The following is a 16,531-nucleotide window of genomic DNA, read 5'->3' on the forward strand; positions in this document are numbered from 1 at the left end:
ACCCATGCGGGACACGCAGCTGCGGACCTACGGCAACCCGGTCGTCCCCGGCTTCCACCCGGACCCGAGCGTGTGCCGGGTCGGGACGGACTACTACCTCGTCTGTTCCAGCTTCGAGTACTTCCCCGGCGTCCCGCTCTTCCACAGCCGGGACCTGGTGCACTGGCGGCAGCTCGGCAACGTCCTCGACCGGCCGGGGCAGTTGACCCTGCCCCCCGACACCCCGGCCTCCGGCGGCGTGTACGCCCCGACGATCCGGCACCACGACGGGCTCTTCCACGTCATCACGACCAACGTCGGCGCGGGAGGCAACTTCCTCGTCACCGCCGAGCGGCCCGAGGGGCCGTGGTCCGACCCGGTGTGGGTCGACGTCCCCGGCATCGACCCGGACCTCGCCTGGGACGAGAACGGCGACTGCTGGTGCGCGGTGGCCGGGGTGGCGGTCGCCAGGATCGACACCAGGACCGGCAAGGTGCTGGAGGGACCGCTGCCGATGTGGTCCGGGACGGGGCTGCGCGACCCGGAGGCGCCGCACCTGTACCGGGTCGGGGAGTGGTGGTACCTGCTGGTCGCCGAGGGCGGTACCGCGCTCGGGCACGGGGTGTCGGTGGCCCGCGCCCGCTCGCCGCGCGGCCCCTGGGAGGCGGCGCCCGGCAACCCGCTGGTCTCGCACCGGGGCACCCGGGAGCCGGTCCAGAGCACCGGGCACGCCGACCTGGTGCAGGCGGCCGACGGCAGCTGGTGGGCGGTGCTGCTCGGCACCCGGCCGCGCGGCTGGTTCCCCGAGTTCCACGTGCTCGGCCGGGAGACCTTCCTGGCCCCGGTGGAGTGGGCGGACGGCTGGCCGCGCATGGGCCCGGTTCGGGAACGGCACGAGGCCCCGGCAGCCTGGCACCCGGTCGGACAACCGCCGGCACGGGACGACTTCACGGCCCCGGACCTCGCACCGCACTGGATCTCCCCGCGCAGCCGGCCGGACGGGTCCTGGTCGCTGACCGAGCGCCCGGGGTGGCTGGTGCTCACCGCCACCGGAGACAGCCTCGACCGCGCCGGGCACACCTTCGTCGGCCGGCGCCAGCAGCACGCCGACTGCCGGGCCGCCGCCCTGCACGAACCGGGCCCTGGACGCGCGGGTCTGACGGTCCGTGTCGACGAGGCCCACCACTACGACCTGGAGGTGAGCGGGGGAGTGGTGAGCGTGGTCGCACGGATCGGGCCGGTGCGGCAGCGGATCGCCGAACGGGCGGTACCGCCGGGCCCGTTGACCCTGGTGATCGAGACCCGTACGACCCGGGTTCCGCCGCCCACCGCCACCGCGCCCGGGCCGCACGGCGACGCGACCGGCGTCCGTCCCGCCGGACCCGACGCCGTGACCCTTTCGATCGAAACACCCGACGGTGTCGTCCGGCTGGCCGAACTCGACGGCCGGTATCTCTCCACCGAGGTGGCGGGCGGGTTCACCGGCCGGGTCATCGGCATGTACGTCACCGAAGGACGGGCCGCCTTCGACTGGTTCGCCTACACGCCGATGAGCTGATGCGCGACACCTTGACGCTCCTGATGCGCCTTTCTAGAGTCCCCGTTCTGAACGTTCGGTGAAAGTGTCGAATGTTTCGAAAGCGACGGACCCGCAGCATCGCCGATCCAGGACGGCGTCGGTCGTCCCGTATCGTCCCGTACCCCAAGGAGCGCATCATGGGCGACCCCGCACTGTCCCGGCGCGGATTCCTGGCGGCCACCGCGGCCGCCGGTCTGGGCGTGACCGCCCTCAGCGGCTGCGGCTCGGGCGACGGCGGTTCCGCGTCGTCGGGGAAGGTCACGGTCGAGTGGTGGAACATCGCCACCACTCAGCCGACCAAGAGCGTCTGGGCGGGCCTGGCCAGGAAGTTCGAGGCCCAGAACCCGCACGTGAAGCTGAAGATCGTGCAGTTGGAGAACGACGCCTACAAATCCAAGATGACGGCGCTCATAGCCTCCGGCAAACTCCCGGACGTCTTCCACACCTGGGGCGGCGGGGTCCTCAAGCAGCAGGTCGACGCCGGCCTCGTCGAGGACCTCACCGACGGAACCAGGCCCTGGGCGGACGGGATGCTGTCGGTCGCCAAGCAGCCGTACCTGATCGACCAGAAGCTGTACGGCATTCCGTTCGACATCGGCATGATCGGCTTCTGGTACAACAAGGCCCACTTCAAGACGGCGGGGATCAGCGAACCTCCCACCACGTGGAGCGGATTCCTCGACGCCGTGCGGAAGCTCAGGACCGCCGGCATCACCCCGCTCGCCCTCGCGGGCAAGGAGAGCTGGACAGGTATGTACTACTGGGCGTACCTGGCGATGCGAACGGCCGGTATCGACGCCCTCCGGAAGGCAGATGAGGACAAGGACTTCACCGGCACCGGGTTCGTCCAGGCCGGACAGCACCTGAAGGACCTCGTCGATCTCCAGCCGTTCCAGAAGGGCTTCCTCGGCGCGGCCTACTCCACGCCCACCGGCCAGGCGGCCGCCGTCGGCAACGGAAAGGCGGCCATGGAGCTGATGGGCCAGTGGGCCCCGGTGGTGGAGGCGGACGCGGGCAAGGGCCTCGGCCCGGACCTCGGCTTCTTCCCGTTCCCCGCGGTCGACGGCGGCAAGGGCGCCATCACCGAGGTCTTCGGCGGTGGCGGCGGGCACGCCCTGCGCAAGGGTGCTCCGAAGGAAGCCGTCGACTTCCTGAAGTTCTTCGCCTCCGAGACCACCGATCTGGTGCTCGTCGAGAAGACCAACACCCTCCCGGTGGTCCCCGGCGCGGAGAAGGCGCTGAGCGACCCCAACACCAAGGCCGTGCAGGCGCAGTTGAAGGCCGCCACCGGCTTCCAGCTCTACCTCGACCAGGCGTACGCGCCCGCCGTCGGCCAGCAGATCAACGACAGCGTGGCCGGGCTGATCGCCGGCTCCAAGTCGCCAGAACAGGTCACGCAGGCGATCACCAAGACCGCGAGGGAAGAGCAGTAGGCCGCCCGATGACCTCGGCCTACCTGCCCGGCACCCGGTCGGGACCGGACGCCGCGCCCCAGCCGCTCCCGCCCGCGGGCCGGACGCGTACCAGGCGCCGGCTGCTGCACTGGCTCACCGCGGTGGGCTTCCAGCTGCCCGCCCTGGCACTGTTCGGCGTCCTCGTCCTGCTGCCGATCCTGTTCGCGCTGTACGCCGCGTTCTTCCGCTGGGGCGGCTTCGGCATGCCCTCCGACTACACCGGCACCGACAACTTCACCCGGCTCTTCCAGGACGACGTCTTCCTCGGCGACCTGTGGCGCTGCCTGCTCCTGGTCGTGCTGTCACTGGCGCTGCAACTGCCGTTCGCGCTCGCCATGGCGGTCCTGCTCAACCAGCGGATCCGCGGCCGGGCCGGCTACCGGATGCTGTTCTTCGCCCCGTACGTGCTCTCCGAGGCGATCACCGGCGTGCTGTTCGGCATGATCTTCGCCCCCGACGACGGGCTCGCCGACCACCTGCTGAGCGACCTCGGCCTCGGCGCGCTCGGCGGAAAGTGGTTCGCCGACCCCTCCACCGTCATGGCCACCCTCTTCCTGGTCATGACCTGGAAGTACTTCGGCTTCCACATGATGCTCTACCTGGCCGGACTCCAGTCCGTCCCGGCCGAGTTGACGGAGGCCGCGACCGTCGACGGCGCCTCGCCCTGGCAGCGCTTCCGGCACGTCACCCTGCCGCTGCTCGCCCCCACCCTGCGGATCAGCGTCTTCCTGTCGGTGATCGGCTCCATCCAGCTCTTCGACCTGGTGTGGGTGGTCACCGCCGGCGGCCCCGACCACCACTCGGAGACCATGGCCGTGACCATGTTCCAGTACGGCTTCAAGCGCTACCAGGTCGGCTACGCCAGCGCGATCAGCGTGGCCATGTTCGGCATCAGCCTCGTCTTCGCCCTCGCCTACCAGCGGTTCGTGCTCCGCCGGGACCTGGCGGGCGCCACCACGAACATGCGGGGGGACGGCGCATGAGCGACAGCCGCAAGACCGTACGGTCGCTGCCGGTGCACCTGGTCCTCCTCGTCGTCGGCGCGCTGATGGTCGTACCCCTGCTGTACGCCCTGCTCTCCGGGTTCAAGACGACCGGCGAGCTGTCCCGCAACCCGGTCGGGCTGCCCGAGTCCTGGGTCACCTCCAACTACACCGGCATCCTCGGCTCCGGCGCGTTCTGGCGGCTGCTCGGCAACAGCACGCTGATCGCCGTCGCCACCACCGTCCTCGTGGTCGCGGTGTCGGCGCTCGCCGCCTTCTCCTTCGCGCGGTTCGCGTTCCGCGGGCGGGAGGTGCTGTTCACCGTGTTCACGATGGGACTGATGTTCCCCTTCGCGGTGGCCGCCCTGCCCCTCTTCCTGCTGCTGCGCTCGATGAACCTGCTGGACAACCCGCTGGGCGTGATCCTCCCGCAGGCCGCGTTCGGGCTGCCGATGACCATCATCATCCTGCGCGGCTTCTTCCGGGAGATCCCCGGCGAACTGGAGGAGGCGGCCACGCTCGACGGCTGCGGGCCGTTCGCCTTCTTCTGGCGCGTCCTGCTGCCCATGGCCCGGCCGGCGCTCGGCACGGTCTCCGTGCTCGCGGTGGTCGCCAGCTGGAACAACTTCTTCCTGCCACTGCTGGTCTTCACCGACTCCACCTGGTGGACCGTCCCCATCGGCGTGCAGCAGTTCCAGGGCCAGTACGCCACCGACACCGCCCGGGTCTTCGCCTACCTGGTCCTCGCCATGGTCCCCGCCCTGGCCTTCTACTCGGTCGCCGAGCGCCAGCTGGTCGGCGGCCTCACCGCCGGCGCCACCAAGGGCTGAACACCCCTTCCACGGACAGGAGTCGCACCATGTCCCGTACCCGGCTCAGCATCGCCGCTGCCCTCGCGGCCCTACTCGTCGCGGCCGGAGTGGCCACCGGCCCTGCCGCCCAGGCCCACGGCCGGCAGCCCACCCTCGCCGAACTGGCCCAGCGCCACGGCCGCTACTTCGGCAGCGCCACGGACAACCCCGAACTCACCGACACCGCCTACACGAAGCTCCTCGGCACCGAGTTCGACATGATCACGCCCGGCAACGGCATGAAGTGGTACGCCACCGAACCCCAGCAGGGCGTCTTCGACTGGACCAACGGCGACCAGATCGTGAACCTCGCCCGCAAGAACCACCAGCGGGTCCGCGCCCACACCCTGGTCTGGCACAGCCAGCTGCCCGACTGGCTCACCTCGCGCGACTGGACGGCCGGCGAACTGCGCGCCGTCCTGAAGAAGCACATCCAGACCGAGGTGCGGCACTACCGGGGCAAGGTCTACTCCTGGGACGTCGTCAACGAGGCCTTCAACGAGGACGGCAGCTACCGCGAGACCCTCTGGTACAAGACGCTCGGCCCCGGCTACATCGCCGACGCGCTGCGCTGGGCCCACCAGGCCGACCCGCACGCCAGGCTCTACCTGAACGACTACAACATCGAGGGCCTCGGCGCGAAGAGCGACGCCTACTACGCGCTCGCCCGGCAGCTGAAGGCGGAGCACGTGCCGCTGGACGGCATCGGCTTCCAGGCTCACCTCGCCCTCCAGTACGGCTATCCGGCCACCTTGGAGGACAACCTCCGCCGCTTCTCCCGCCTCGGCCTGGACACCGCGCTCACCGAGGTGGACGTACGGATGCAGCTGCCGGCCACCGACGCGAAGCTGGCCGAGCAGGCGGCCTGGTACGCGGACCTGACCAAGGCGTGTCTGGCCGTGCGCCGGTGCGTCGGCATCACCGTCTGGGACTGGACGGACAAGTACTCGTGGATCCCGGCGTTCTTCCCCGGCGAGGGCGCGGCCCTGCCCTGGGACGAGCAGTTCGCCCCCAAACCGGCCTACGTCGCGCTGCGCGCAGCGCTCGGCTACACCGGGTGACCGTCCCCGGACGCACGTCGGGGCCGGTGCGCACCGTGTGTGCGTCCGGCCCCTGCTGGTCGCCGGGCGGAGCGGCGGGGCCGCCCGGGGTGGTGCGGTGGTCCGTCAGGCGGCGGTCACCACGCGGGCGGCACCGAGCGGGCGGTGCGGCGCGATGATCTGGCCGTCGGGCAGGAGCTCACCGGTGTCCTCGAAGAGCAGAACGCCGTTGCACAGCAGGCTCCATCCCTGCTCCGGGTGGTGCGCCATGAGGCGGGCGGACTCCCGGTCGGCGGATTCGGCGGTCGGACACGGCGGCTGGTGCTGGCACATGGATAGGGTCTCTCGCTCGGTCGTGGTCATGTCGTCCCCCGTGCTGATGAGTCGGTCGGAAACCAGTGTTGCCCTCCGGGCGTTGCTCCGCAGGGATTTCGCTGCACCGCTTCTCACAGGTTGGAGACGCGTCACCCACGCGGACGGTTCAGCTCCGCAGGGTTGCCGATTCGGATGGTTCTGCATGGCCGGATAGGGCTAGTCCGGACGGTGGGCCCCGTACCCGCCCGTACCCCGCCACTTGTCCGGCAGTGGCGGGGTACGGCGGTCGCGGAGCTCAGGCGGGCGTGATGAGCAGGGGGGCCTGGGCGATGCGGTGGGTCAGTACCGGGAGGAGCTCGGCGACCAGGTGCGGGTGGTGGGCCGCGATACCGGGCGGGGCGGGGGCCAGCGGGACCAGCAGGTCGGTGGCGGCCGGGTGCCCCTCGGCGCCGTCCGCGGTGCAGTCGCCGTGCAGCCACAGGGTGAGCATGTAGAGGCCCGGAAGGGACAACAGGCGCGGCTGGTACGTCTGTTGCAGAGCCTCGGCCTGGTGCAGGGCGCGCTCGGTGGAGGCGATGTAGGGCCCCTCGAAGAAGTGCGAGAAGGCCCAGCCGTCCGGGGTGAGCATCGTCTCCGCCGCGGCCACCGCCCGGTCGCCGCAGCGGATCAGGAAGCGCCAGCCGGCCAGCCGGGTGGCGGACACGCCCTCCGGGGTGATCCGGTCCATGACGTGCACGGGAAGGGGGAGTTCGGGGGTGGTGGGGCCCTGGGCGGAGCGCAGGGAGGGGGTGCGGGCCTCGCGGACCGCGGTGGGGGAACCGAGGGCGGTGAGGACGGAACGCAGTGCGGGTGCGGGGGCAGGAGGGACTTGCAGCGGCATGGTGGGTCGCCTCTCGTTCGACAGGCGCGGCGGCGCGAGGGCAGGGGCGGACGGCGCTGTCAGCTCACAGGAAGTCAGAGAGGCGGGGGCCCGGTTCGGTGACGAGAGGTGCGGGCGTTGCCTGCCGCACGTCGCTCAGGCGGCAGGAACCAGACCATGGGCGCCAGCCTTCTGCCTTGTTCGCGGAGTTTATACGACGCCTGTTCAGATGGTGTTTCACCGGGCCGTTTCACAAAAGAGAGCAAGGCGCAATTCGGCCAACGATTGGTGTGGAATCCTCCCGATTTCCGGCCCTTCGGAACCTCGCTGACCTCGGTTTTCGAGGCTGTCGCGGTCGGCCGGATGTCGTCGGCGTTTTTCACGAGGGGAACGGGGAACCCGCAGTTGCATGCGGCGTCATGCCTCGTGAATGTGCCGCAGGACACATTCCAACAGAGTAGCGGGTGCTGGTGCCGCGCGCGACGTTATCGATCGCTTCCGCTGGGCATCATCCCACCTGGACTCGGGACACCGGCGGCCGGAAGCCCGGCCCGCCCATTCGAGGAGGGACCCTTCGATGGGGGAGAAGGTCGTGGCGGGCCGGTTCGACCTGTCCGATCGCCGGCACTACCGCGAAAAGCTCCAGGACTGCCTGACGGGGCTGGAGCGGCTGCTGGTGGAGAAGCGGTTCGATCGCCCGAAGAACCTCATGGGAGTCGAGATCGAATTGAATCTGGCGGGCTCCGACGGCATGCCGAGAATGTTGAACGGACAGGTTCTGGAACGTATCGCGAGCCGTGATTTCCAAACAGAACTCGCCATGTTCAACCTCGAGGTGAACATTGCCCCACACCGGCTCGACGGGCGGGTATTCGACCGGCTCGCCGAGGAACTCCGCACCTCGCTGGCGTACGCCGACCGCAAGGCGGGCGAGGTGGACGCCGGGATCGTGATGACCGGCATCCTGCCCACCCTGGAGCGGGACGACCTGGTCTCCGCGAACCTCTCCGAGGTGGACCGCTACACCCTGCTCAACGATCAGATCGTGGCCGCCCGGGGCGAGGACTTCCTGCTCGACATCGAGGGCGTCGAGCACCTCGTGTGCACGTCGAAGTCGATCGTCCCGGAGGCCGCCTGCACCTCCGTGCAGCTGCACCTCCAGGTCACCCCGGCCCGCTTCGCCGACGTGTGGAACGCGGCGCAGGCGGCGGTGGCCGCACAGATCGCCGTGGGCGCGAACTCGCCGTTCCTCTTCGGCCGCGAACTGTGGCGCGAGTCCCGCCCCCCGCTGTTCCTCCAGGCCACCGACACCCGCCCGCCGGAGCTCCAGGCCCAGGGCGTCCGGCCGCGCACCTGGTTCGGCGAACGCTGGATCAGCTCGGCGTACGAGCTGTTCGAGGAGAACCTGCGCTTCTTCCCGGCCCTCCTCCCGATCTGCGACGAGGAGGACCCGCTCGCCGTCCTCGACGCGGGCGGGGTGCCGAAGCTCGCGGAACTCGTCCTGCACAACGGCACGGTGTACCGCTGGAACCGGCCGGTCTACGGCATCGCCGACAGCGTCCCCCACCTGCGCGTCGAGAACCGGGTGCTGCCGGCCGGCCCCACCGTCACCGACATCGTCGCCAACGCGGCGTTCTACTACGGCCTGGTGCGCGCCCTCGCGGAGGAGTCCCGCCCGGTGTGGACACGGCTGCCGTTCGCCGCGGCCGAGGCCAACTTCGACAGGGCGTGCCGCGACGGTATCGACGCGCGCCTGGTCTGGCCGAGGCGGGCGCGGTACGGCGGCGGTACGGCCGAGGTGGACGCGGTCACCCTGGTCCGCGACGAGCTCCTGCCGCTGGCTCACGCGGGTCTTGACGCGTGGGGGGTGGAGCCCGCCGACCGGGACTTCTACCTCGGCGTGATCGAGGAACGGTGCCGCAGGCGGGTCAACGGGGCGTCCTGGCAGGCGGCCACGTTCCACCGGGCACTGGAGCGGGGGCTGCCGAGGGACGCGGCGCTGGCGGCGATGACGCGGCGGTACGCGGAACTGATGAACGAGGGGGAGCCGGTGCATACGTGGCCGGTGGGGTTATTGGAGCCGGTGCCGGTGGGGTGAGGCCGACGGGGCTCGCGCCGTGAGGGGTGCGGTGCGTTGCCGGGTGCCGTGCCGTGTGGGCTGGTCGCGCAGTTCGCCGCGCCCCTAAGGGGGCGCTGCCGCGGGGGTCGGTCGCGTCTGCTTCAGGTTGATCGGGCAAGCTGTGGTGTCCCGTGGTGAGGATGACCGTGGGGCGTGGGTTTGCTCGACTGGAGTCAGGGGTGCAGGTGGAGGCGGATCAGGTGGCCGGTGCCTATCCACTGGAGCGGCCCTCGCGGCGGATGTTCAGGGACGAGACGCTGCTCGTCCTGGGGCTTTCGCTCGGGGCGAGCGGAGTGTCCGCCCTGATCAGCTTCATCGGGTCGGTCACCAAGCCGGGCGGCCTCAAGGACCAGGCGGCGACCCTCAACGCGTCGGCCGCGCCGGGCCGCCCCTGGCTTGACCTGGCCTGGCAGCTCTTCGGCATCGCCACGGCACTTGTCCCCGTCCTCCTCGTCGCCCACCTCCTCCTGCGCGAGGGCGCGAGCCTGCGCACGCTGGGCTTCGACCGCACCCGCCCCTGGCCCGACCTCGGACGCGGCGCGGCGATCGCCTCGGTGATCGGCAGCGCCGGGATCGCCTTCTACCTGGCCGCACGCGGCCTCGGCTTCAACCTCACGGTGGTCCCGGAGGCACTGCCGGACGTGTGGTGGAAGTACCCCGTGCTGATCCTCTCGGCGATGCAGAACGCGATCCTCGAAGAGGTCATCGTGGTCGGCTACCTGCTGCGCCGGCTCGACCAGCTGGGCTGGACCGCCGGCACCGCGCTGGTGGCCAGCTCCGTCCTGCGCGGCTCCTACCACCTCTACCAGGGGATCGGCGGCTTCGTCGGCAACATGGTGATGGGCGTGGTCTTCGTCTACCTGTACCGGCGGTGGGGGCGGGTGGGTCCCCTGGTCGTGGCGCACAGCCTGCTCGACATCGGTGCGTTCGTCGGCTACGCGCTGCTCGCGGGCAAGGTGGGCTGGCTGCCTACGGCGTGAGCAGTTCGCCGTCGATGACGGTGACCGCGCGCCCGGTCAGCAGCGTGCGGTCACCGCGCAGCGAGGTATGGACGAGCCCGGAGCGGCGGGAGGCCTGCAGCCCCGTGAGATCGGTCCTCCCCAGCCGCCCGGACCAGTGCGGCGCGAGGGCGGTGTGGGCGCTCCCGGTCACCGGGTCCTCGTCGATCCCGACGTTCGGGAAGAAGCAGCGGGAGACGTAGTCGTACCCCTTGGCCGGGTCCTCGGCGCGGGCGGTGGCGATGATTCCGCGCGAGGAGTGGGCGCCGAGGTTCCTGTGGTCCGGGGAGAGACCGAGGACCGTCCTCTCGTCGGCGAGTTCGACGAGCAGGTCGCCGATGTCTGCTCCGGTGTCGAACACGGCGACGGGGTCCGCCCCGAGCGCCCCGGCGACGCCGTCGGGCACGTCGACCCGGGTGAGCGGCGCGGTCGGAAAGTCCAGCGTGACGGCTCCGTCCGGACCGGCCGAGGCGATCAGCACCCCGCTCCGGGTGGCGAACCGCACGGGTCCCTCGTGCGCCCCCGTGGTGTGCACCACGTGCGCGGTGGCCAGCGTGGCATGCCCGCACATCGCGACCTCCGTGACCGGCGTGAACCACCGCAACGCCCAGTCCGCGTCGGCGTCCTTAGGCAGCGGGTGCGCGAACGCGGTCTCGGCGTGGTTCACCTCCATGGCGACGCTCTGCATCCAGCCGTCGTCGGGAAAGGAGTCGAGCAGCACGACTCCGGCCGGGTTCCCGGAGAACGCCCGCTCCGCAAAGGCATCGACGATTCGAATCCGCATGCCCAAGAAGCTAGGCCCCGCACACCGCACCCGCCCAAGGCCAATCCTGTGCCCCTGGCCCCTTTCCTCCAGGCGCGGCCGAACGGGGGTGCCGCCCACCCGCGGCTGAGGACCCCGTCAAGGCCGCCGGCTGGAAGTCTGGGGAAGGAACCGCGCGAAAACCACGACGACGCCGCGCCGGCTGATGGACGGCCGCTGCGCCCTGCAGGGGCGCGGGGAACTGCGCGAGAGCCACGACGGCGCCGCGCCGGCTGATGGACGGCGGTCGCGCCCTGCAGGGGCGCGGGGAACTGCGCGAGAGCCACGACGGCGCCGCGCCGGCTGATGGACGGCCGCTGCGCCCTGCAGGGGCGCGGGGAACCGCGCGAGAACCACGACGGCGCCGCACCGGCTGACGGACGGCGGCCGCGCCCTGCAGGGGCGCGGGGAACCGCGCGAGAGCCACGACGGCGCCGCGCCGGCTGATGGACGGCGGTCGCGCCCTGCAGGGGCGCGGGGAACTGCGCGAGAACCACGACGGCGCCGCGCCGGCCACTCGACCGGTGTCTGACGGCGTCGACGCCCGAGCGCCCCCGGCAAGACGAAAGGGGGCCGACCTGTCACCAGGTCGGCCCCCCTGAGCGGAACGCTCAGTCCGTGCCGAGTTCCATCGCCGCCCGGTCCAGCAACTCGTCCGCGTCCGGCGTAGCCTCCCCGCGGGACGCGATCGCCTCGGCGCCACCCTCCGGCATGCTGCCGATCAGACCGGTGGCCGCCGCCTGCGCCGCCCCGATCGCCGGGTTGGCGGAGCCGATCAGGCCCAGCCCCGCGTACTGCTCCAGCTTCGCCCGGGAGTCGGCGATGTCGAGGTTGCGCATGGTCAGCTGGCCGATCCGGTCCACCGGACCGAACGCCGCGTCCTCGGTGCGCTCCATCGACAGCTTGTCGGGGTGGTAGCTGAACGCCGGCCCCGTCGTGTCGAGGATCGAGTAGTCCTCGCCGCGCCGCAGCCGCAGCGTCACCTCACCGGTGACCGCCGCGCCGACCCACCGCTGCAGCGACTCCCGGATCATCAGCGCCTGCGGGTCCAGCCACCGGCCCTCGTACATCAGCCGCCCGAGCCGCCGGCCCTCGTTGTGGTACTGCGCGACCGTGTCCTCGTTGTGGATCGCGTTGACCAGCCGCTCGTAGGCGGCGTGCAGCAGCGCCATGCCCGGCGCCTCGTAGATGCCCCGGCTCTTGGCCTCGATGATCCGGTTCTCGATCTGGTCGGACATGCCGAGCCCGTGCCGGCCGCCGATCGCGTTGGCCTCCATGACCAGTTCGACGGCGGTCCCGAACTCCTTGCCGTTGACGGTCACCGGACGGCCCTGGTCGAAGCCGATGGTCACGTCCTCGGGCAGGATCTCGACCTCGGGGTCCCAGAACCGCACGCCCATGATCGGCTCGACGGTCTCGATGCCGTTGTCCAGGTGTTCCAGGGTCTTCGCCTCGTGCGTGGCGCCCCAGATGTTGGCGTCGGTGGAGTACGCCTTCTCGGTGCTGTCCCGGTACGGCAGCCCGTGGGCCACCAGCCACTCGGACATCTCCTTGCGGCCGCCGAGCTCGGTCACGAAGTCCGCGTCCAGCCAGGGCTTGTAGATCCGCAGGTGCGGATTGGCGAGCAGGCCGTACCGGTAGAACCGCTCGATGTCGTTGCCCTTGAAGGTCGACCCGTCGCCCCAGATCTGGACGTCGTCCTCCAGCATGGCCCGCACCAGCAGCGTGCCGGTGACGGCGCGGCCCAGCGGCGTGGTGTTGAAGTACGCCCGGCCGCCCGAGCGGATGTGGAACGCACCGCAGGTGAGCGCGGCGAGGCCCTCCTCGACCAGCGCGGCCCGGCAGTCGACCAGACGCGCGATCTCGGCGCCGTAGGTGTGCGCACGGCCGGGCACCGAGGCGATGTCGGGCTCGTCGTACTGGCCGATGTCGGCGGTGTAGGTGCACGGGACGGCGCCCTTGTCGCGCATCCACGCGACCGCGACCGAGGTGTCGAGCCCACCGGAGAAGGCGATGCCGACGCGCTCGCCGACGGGAAGGGAGGTGAGGACCTTGGACATAGGAAGATTATGCATCAGGACGCATGGTCATGCAACGTCCCTGTTGGCGGCTCGCCGGGGGGCTTGCCGGAGTGCTGCTCCAGGGCCTTGTCTCCCGAACGCTTGCGATATATCGTTGAGGCATCGCGAAAGGTACGCGACAGATCAACGATGGATGGAGTGATGGCGATGCGTTCCCACGGATTCGAGCGTGGACATGGTCAGGCCGGCCCTCACCCGCACGGGCGGGGCGGCTTCGGTGGACGTGACGGACGGCGTGCGGCGTTCGGGCCCTTCGGCCCGGGGGGCCCCGGCTTCGGTCCCGGCGGGCCCGGTTTCGGACCGGGTCATTGGGGGCCGCGCGGACGCGGTGGTCCCAGGGGGAGGGCGCGGCGCGGTGACGTGCGGGCCTCGATCCTGGCCCTGCTGAAGGACCGCCCGATGCACGGTTACGAGATGATCCAGGAGATCGCCGAGCGCAGCGGCGGCGCGTGGAAGCCCAGCCCCGGCTCGGTGTACCCCACCCTTCAGCTGCTGGAGGACGAAGGGCTGATCGCCAGCGAGAGCGAGGGCGGCAAGAAGCTGTTCTCCCTCACCGACAGCGGCCGGACCGCCGCCGCCGAGGGCCCCGACGCCCCCTGGGAAGAGGCTTCCCGTGGGGTGGACTTCGAGGCCCTGAGCGAGATCCGGCAGGCCGGCTTCGGTCTGATGGAGGCGTTCGGGCAGGTCTGGAAGACCGGCAGCAAGGAACAGCGCGAGAAGGCGCTGGCCGTCATCAACGAGAGCCGCAAGAAGCTGTACCTCATCCTCGCCGAGGAGGACTGACCCTCGGGCGGGAGACGGGTGCGCCCCGCGGAGTGATCCGCGGGGCGCGCCTCCGTCTCCGCCGGACAGCCCCTAGGCGACCAGGCCGTCCAGCTTGCGCAGTGACTCGTTGAGGGCCGCCGTCGCCGAGTCCTTGAGCTTGCCCGCCATCAGCGACACGGCGGCGCCCGTGAACTCGCCGTCGATCCGCACCCCCGTCGCGTCCCCGTCCGGCGTCAGCGTGTAGCGCGTGGCGACGGTCACCGCCATCGGGCCCTTGCCGCGGATCGCCAGTACCCGCGCCGGCTCCAGTTCCTCGATGGTCCACTCGACCTCCGCCGGGAAGCCCATCAGCTTCATGTTCTCCTGGAAGGTGCCGCCCACCGCCAGGGTCTCGGGGCCGCCTTTGGGAAAGTTGGTGTGGGTCGCGTTCCACTCGCCGTACGCCGACCAGTCGGTGAGCTGTGCCCACACCCTCTCGGCCGGTGCCTGGATGCGTGCCTCCGCGCTGACTTCGGCCATCGGGCCACCCCTTCGTGTCGGGCTACGGTGTCGCGGAACGTAGCCGCAGGGGCCCGAACATTCAATACTGATGAACCGTCAGGAAATGTGCCGGTCGGGGAGCGCCCGGCCGCTCAGCCGACCCGCCGTATCAGCGCCGCGTCGAACAGATCCCACGCGCGCGGCAACGCGCTCTCGTCGTGGCAGTGCCAGGCGTCCCAGAACAGGTCCGCGAGCAGCGCGTCCGCCGGGGCGTAGACCCGGTACACGTACTGCCTGCCGTCGACCGCCGGCAGGGCGACCAGCCAGCAACAGCACCCGCTCTCCACGTCAGGGGGAGACGTCCGGCGGATGCGCGACGGTTGCGTACGGGGCACGCGGCACGACGGCGCGCGCCCCGGTGGCCGGAATCGGTCTGATCTCCTCCGCAAGGAGGAGATTCCGGCCATCCGCGTCCACTCTGCGTGGGACGTGAAGATGCTTCCCCCTGCCGATGACGCGGGCCCCTGGGATTGATGAGGTAAGGGGTGTGCAACCCCGTATTCCCCGCCAGTCCGCCCAGGACCAGGGCGGTATCCACGCGGACGACGATGCCGGGCTCGGTGACGGGACGGCGGCGGTGGTCGCCGGTGCCCGCCGCCGGGCCGTGCGGGACGGGGACCGCCAGGTCGACACCGCCCATCTGCTGCACTCGCTGATCGAGTACGACCCCGAAGTGCGTGCCGTCGTCGGCGACGCTCCGCAACTGGCCCGCCTGCTCGGCTACCTCGTGCAGCGCAGCATCGGCTACGGCCTGCGCTGGCAGGGCGGGGTCGAGGACTCCGGCGCGCTGCCCGCCCTCCCGCACGCCGGGGGAAGAGCCGAGGGCAGGGGCGACGGCGTCTGGTCCCCGGTGGCCGCGGCCGCCCTGGAGTACGCCCGCAGCCGCGCCCGGCGCCGCGGCGTGCCCCACCCGGACGGCATCGACCTGCTCGTGGGTCTGGTCCTCGATCCGGAGTCCCGGGCCGTCGAGGTGCTGGAGCGGGCCGGGGTGGCCGCGGGTGATCTGGCCGTGCGGGCAGACGGCGCCGGGGTGGTCGGTACGGCCGGGGCGGTCCGGGACGCCGAGGGGGAGCGCCGCACGTCCAGCCGTTGAGACAGGTGTCATACGGGGTGACGCTCATGTCGCCTGCTGGCATCATGTGCCGGTGCACACCACTGACAGCAGCCATGGAAAGGGCCTCGGGCTCTCCCTCGCCCTCGCGTCGGCGCTCGCCTTCGGCGGCTCCGGCGTCGCGGCCAAGCCCCTGATCGAGGCCGGGCTGGCGCCGCTGCAGGTGGTGTGGCTCAGGGTGGCGGGCGCCGCCCTGGTGATGCTGCCGGTCGCCGTCCGCCACCGCGACCTGCCCCGCCGCCGGCCGGTGCTGCTCGCCGGGTTCGGCCTGCTCGCCGTGGCCGGCGTCCAGGCCTGCTACTTCGCCGCCATCTCCCGGATACCCGTGGGTGTGGCGCTGCTCGTGGAGTACCTCGCTCCCGCGCTGGTGCTCGGCTGGGTCCGGTTCGTGCAGCGACGGCCGGTGACCCGCGCCGCCGCGTTCGGCGTCGTCCTCGCGGCGGGCGGCCTCGCCTGTGTGGTGGAGGTGTGGTCGGGGCTGCGGTTCGACGCGCTGGGGCTGGTGCTGGCGCTGGCGGCGGCGTGCTGCCAGGTGGGGTACTTCGTGCTGGCCGACCACGGCGGGGGCGAGGGGGCGGATCCGCTGGGGGTGATCGCCTACGGGCTGCTGATCGGGGCGGGCCTGCTCACCGTGGTGGCCCGGCCGTGGGAGATGGACTGGTCCGTACTGGGCGGCTCCGCGCGGATGAACGGTGCTGTCGTGCCGGCGGCCGTCCTGCTGGGCTGGATCGTGCTGGTCGCGACGGTCGTCGCGTACGGCACGGGTGTGGTGTCGGTACGGCGGCTGTCTCCGCAGGTGGCGGGGGTGGTGGCCTGCCTGGAGGCGGTGGTGGCGACCGGGCTGGCGTGGGTGCTGCTGGGGAGCGGCTGGGGGCGGCGCAGGTGGTGGGGGGAGCCGTGGTCCTGCTGGGCGCGTTCATCGCACAGTCCTCCGCTCCGGTGCCGGAGCCGGTGGTCAGCCGGAGCTCGGCGAAGGAACCGGTCGCCTCGGCCTGAGCGCGTCGCGGCGACCGCCGCGGTCCGTCGTGGCTGGGAGCCCGGTTCTCCGCGCCCCC

15 protein-coding genes and 1 pseudogene are annotated in these 16,531 nt (G+C 71.4%); 10 read left to right on the forward strand and 6 right to left on the reverse strand.

All coding sequences use genetic code 11. The annotated features are described in order from the left end of the window. Positions 1-4: 4 nt before the first annotated feature. The 5 genes from BLW82_RS35995 to BLW82_RS36015 all read left to right on the forward strand — a co-directional run bounded on the left by BLW82_RS35995 (position 5) and on the right by BLW82_RS36015 (position 5,907). On the forward strand, positions 5-1,537 hold the full coding sequence (locus BLW82_RS35995; RefSeq protein WP_093505633.1) for a glycoside hydrolase family 43 protein: 1,533 nt from the start codon (positions 5-7) through the stop codon (positions 1,535-1,537). A 158-nt stretch (positions 1,538-1,695) separates the two neighbouring features. Beyond that, positions 1,696-2,991 carry an extracellular solute-binding protein gene (locus tag BLW82_RS36000; RefSeq protein ID WP_093505635.1) on the forward strand — a complete coding sequence of 432 codons (1,296 nt, stop codon included), beginning with the start codon at positions 1,696-1,698 and terminating at the stop codon, positions 2,989-2,991. 8 nt (positions 2,992-2,999) lie between these two features. Further along, the gene (locus BLW82_RS36005) at positions 3,000-3,995 is read left to right on the forward strand and encodes a carbohydrate ABC transporter permease (protein ID WP_093505637.1); all 996 of its coding nucleotides are present in this window, start codon (positions 3,000-3,002) and stop codon (positions 3,993-3,995) included. Beyond that, the gene (locus BLW82_RS36010; RefSeq protein WP_093505639.1) at positions 3,992-4,825 is read left to right on the forward strand and encodes a carbohydrate ABC transporter permease; all 834 of its coding nucleotides are present in this window, start codon (positions 3,992-3,994) and stop codon (positions 4,823-4,825) included. The genes BLW82_RS36005 and BLW82_RS36010 overlap by 4 nt, the downstream gene beginning before the upstream one ends. A 29-nt stretch (positions 4,826-4,854) precedes the next feature. Further along, positions 4,855-5,907, forward strand: coding sequence for an endo-1,4-beta-xylanase (locus tag BLW82_RS36015; protein WP_093505641.1), 1,053 nt, complete (start codon positions 4,855-4,857; stop codon positions 5,905-5,907). Between the two features lie 105 nt (positions 5,908-6,012). Here BLW82_RS36015 and BLW82_RS36020 read toward each other — a convergent pair whose 3' ends face one another. Next, entirely contained in the window at positions 6,013-6,219 is a 207-nt protein-coding gene (locus BLW82_RS36020; RefSeq protein ID WP_093505643.1) for a DUF5999 family protein, read from the reverse strand. Positions 6,220-6,496: 277 nt separating this feature from the next. Beyond that, a complete protein-coding gene (locus BLW82_RS36025; RefSeq protein ID WP_093505645.1) occupies positions 6,497-7,081 on the reverse strand; it encodes a hypothetical protein in 585 nt (194 codons plus the stop codon). Between the two features lie 556 nt (positions 7,082-7,637). Between BLW82_RS36025 and BLW82_RS36030 the strand changes: the two genes are divergently transcribed. Together BLW82_RS36030 and BLW82_RS36035 are read left to right on the forward strand one after the other, a co-directional pair. Continuing rightward, positions 7,638-9,158, forward strand: a complete 1,521-nt coding sequence (locus BLW82_RS36030) for a glutamate-cysteine ligase family protein (protein ID WP_093505647.1) — start codon at positions 7,638-7,640, stop codon at positions 9,156-9,158. Positions 9,159-9,358: 200 nt separating this feature from the next. Next, a complete protein-coding gene (locus BLW82_RS36035) occupies positions 9,359-10,159 on the forward strand; it encodes a CPBP family intramembrane glutamic endopeptidase (protein ID WP_093505649.1) in 801 nt (266 codons plus the stop codon). On the opposite strand, the gene BLW82_RS36040 is transcribed toward BLW82_RS36035, so the two are convergent. Next, positions 10,149-10,961 carry a PhzF family phenazine biosynthesis protein gene (locus BLW82_RS36040; RefSeq protein WP_093505651.1) on the reverse strand — a complete coding sequence of 271 codons (813 nt, stop codon included), beginning with the start codon at positions 10,959-10,961 and terminating at the stop codon, positions 10,149-10,151. The genes BLW82_RS36035 and BLW82_RS36040 overlap by 11 nt on opposite strands. A 629-nt stretch (positions 10,962-11,590) precedes the next feature. Next, the gene (argG, locus tag BLW82_RS36045) at positions 11,591-13,039 is read right to left on the reverse strand and encodes an argininosuccinate synthase (RefSeq protein WP_093505653.1); all 1,449 of its coding nucleotides are present in this window, start codon (positions 13,037-13,039) and stop codon (positions 11,591-11,593) included. 168 nt (positions 13,040-13,207) lie between these two features. On the opposite strand from argG, the gene BLW82_RS36050 reads away from it, so the two are divergent. Beyond that, positions 13,208-13,843, forward strand: a complete 636-nt coding sequence (locus BLW82_RS36050; protein WP_093508451.1) for a PadR family transcriptional regulator — start codon at positions 13,208-13,210, stop codon at positions 13,841-13,843. Between the two features lie 72 nt (positions 13,844-13,915). Here BLW82_RS36050 and BLW82_RS36055 read toward each other — a convergent pair whose 3' ends face one another. Together BLW82_RS36055 and BLW82_RS36060 are read right to left on the reverse strand one after the other, a co-directional pair. After that, positions 13,916-14,344: a type II toxin-antitoxin system Rv0910 family toxin gene (locus BLW82_RS36055; RefSeq protein WP_093505655.1), complete on the reverse strand. Its 429-nt coding sequence runs from the start codon at positions 14,342-14,344 to the stop codon at positions 13,916-13,918. A 113-nt stretch (positions 14,345-14,457) separates the two neighbouring features. After that, positions 14,458-14,700 carry a hypothetical protein gene (locus BLW82_RS36060; RefSeq protein ID WP_371131530.1) on the reverse strand — a complete coding sequence of 81 codons (243 nt, stop codon included), beginning with the start codon at positions 14,698-14,700 and terminating at the stop codon, positions 14,458-14,460. 152 nt (positions 14,701-14,852) lie between these two features. Here BLW82_RS36060 and BLW82_RS36065 point away from each other — a divergent pair, with 152 nt between their 5' ends. Then, a complete protein-coding gene (locus BLW82_RS36065; protein ID WP_107408590.1) occupies positions 14,853-15,458 on the forward strand; it encodes a Clp protease N-terminal domain-containing protein in 606 nt (201 codons plus the stop codon). A 46-nt stretch (positions 15,459-15,504) separates the two neighbouring features. Beyond that, positions 15,505-16,472 (forward strand): annotated as a pseudogene (locus BLW82_RS36070) (DMT family transporter). The last annotated feature ends 59 nt before the right edge of the window (positions 16,473-16,531 follow it).

This window comes from Streptomyces sp. Ag109_O5-10 (assembly GCF_900105755.1).
GTDB lineage: Bacteria > Actinomycetota > Actinomycetes > Streptomycetales > Streptomycetaceae > Streptomyces.

Coding starts and splice junctions, on each gene's coding strand:
- BLW82_RS35995 (WP_093505633.1), top strand. CDS start 5: ATGCGGGACACGCAGCTGCGGACCTACGGCAACCCGGTCGTCCCCGGC.
- BLW82_RS36000 (WP_093505635.1), top strand. CDS start 1,696: ATGGGCGACCCCGCACTGTCCCGGCGCGGATTCCTGGCGGCCACCGCG.
- BLW82_RS36005 (WP_093505637.1), top strand. CDS start 3,000: ATGACCTCGGCCTACCTGCCCGGCACCCGGTCGGGACCGGACGCCGCG.
- BLW82_RS36010 (WP_093505639.1), top strand. CDS start 3,992: ATGAGCGACAGCCGCAAGACCGTACGGTCGCTGCCGGTGCACCTGGTC.
- BLW82_RS36015 (WP_093505641.1), top strand. CDS start 4,855: ATGTCCCGTACCCGGCTCAGCATCGCCGCTGCCCTCGCGGCCCTACTC.
- BLW82_RS36020 (WP_093505643.1), bottom strand. CDS start 6,219: ATGTGCCAGCACCAGCCGCCGTGTCCGACCGCCGAATCCGCCGACCGG.
- BLW82_RS36025 (WP_093505645.1), bottom strand. CDS start 7,081: ATGCCGCTGCAAGTCCCTCCTGCCCCCGCACCCGCACTGCGTTCCGTC.
- BLW82_RS36030 (WP_093505647.1), top strand. CDS start 7,638: ATGGGGGAGAAGGTCGTGGCGGGCCGGTTCGACCTGTCCGATCGCCGG.
- BLW82_RS36040 (WP_093505651.1), bottom strand. CDS start 10,961: ATGCGGATTCGAATCGTCGATGCCTTTGCGGAGCGGGCGTTCTCCGGG.
- argG (WP_093505653.1), bottom strand. CDS start 13,039: ATGTCCAAGGTCCTCACCTCCCTTCCCGTCGGCGAGCGCGTCGGCATC.
- BLW82_RS36050 (WP_093508451.1), top strand. CDS start 13,208: ATGCGTTCCCACGGATTCGAGCGTGGACATGGTCAGGCCGGCCCTCAC.
- BLW82_RS36055 (WP_093505655.1), bottom strand. CDS start 14,344: ATGGCCGAAGTCAGCGCGGAGGCACGCATCCAGGCACCGGCCGAGAGG.